The following is a 965-nucleotide window of genomic DNA, read 5'->3' as shown; positions in this document are numbered from 1 at the left end:
GCGGAGAACGTGGTGGCCGGGTCCGTGGGTGCTGGTGGTGGTGTGGTGTTCGTGTTCCCTGGTCAGGGTTCGCAGTGGGTGGGGATGGGGCGGTTGTTGTGGGGGTCGTCTTCGGTGTTCGGGGAGGCGATGGCCGAGTGTGACGCGGTGTTGGGCGGGTTGGTGGGGTGGTCGTTGTCGGAGGTGCTGGGTTCGGATGATCCGGTGGTGCTGGAGCCGGTGGATGTGGTGCAGCCGGTGTTGTGCGCGGTGATGATTTCGCTGGCGCGGTTGTGGGAGTCGGTCGGTGTCACGCCGGATGTGGTGGTGGGTCATTCCCAGGGTGAGGTCGCGGCCGCGTGTGTGGCGGGGATTTTGACGTTGGAAGAGGCGTTGCGGATCGTGGTGACCCGGTCGAGGCTGATCACGCGGTTGGCGGGTGCGGGCGGCATGGTGTGGGTGGCCGCCCCGGCCGCCGACCTGGAACCGTTGACAGCGGACGGGATATCGATCGCGGCGGTCAACGGGCCCGCGTCGGTGGTGCTCTCCGGGGAGACCGAGCGGTTGGACAAGGCCGAGGCGTGGTGTGGTGAGCGGGGCTGGCGCACTCGGCGGGTTCCGGTGGACTACGCCTCGCACAGTTCCCAGGTCGATTCGCTGGAAGCGGATCTGAAGGACGCGCTGACCGGCTTGGCGCCACGCTCGGGCACCATCACGTTCCACTCCACTGTGGACGGTGCGGTGCTCGACGGGACGAAGCTCGACGAGACGTACTGGTTCCGGAACCTGCGGGAACAGGTCAAGTTCAGCAGCACCATCGAAACCCTCGCCTCCCAGGGCCTCGGCACGTTCGTCGAGATCAGCCCGCACCCGGTGCTGACCATCGACATCGCCACCCACACCGAAAACACCACCGGCGCCACGGTCGTGCCGACCCTGCGCCGCGACGACGGCGACTGGGACCGCTTCCTGCTCTCCGCCGCGCA

The 965-nt window shown here is 67.8% G+C and carries 1 protein-coding gene; it reads left to right on the top strand.

What is annotated here, in order from left to right:
* Positions 1–12: 12 nt before the first annotated feature.
* The coding region (locus ABD256_RS44165; RefSeq protein ID WP_344432401.1) for an acyltransferase domain-containing protein at positions 13–965 on the top strand (953 nt) is incomplete at its 3' end.

This window comes from Amycolatopsis minnesotensis, assembly GCF_039529815.1.
Lineage (GTDB): Bacteria > Actinomycetota > Actinomycetes > Mycobacteriales > Pseudonocardiaceae > Amycolatopsis > Amycolatopsis minnesotensis.
Note: the sequence above shows the minus strand (reverse complement) of the source record. Positions and strands in the feature narration are given on the sequence as shown.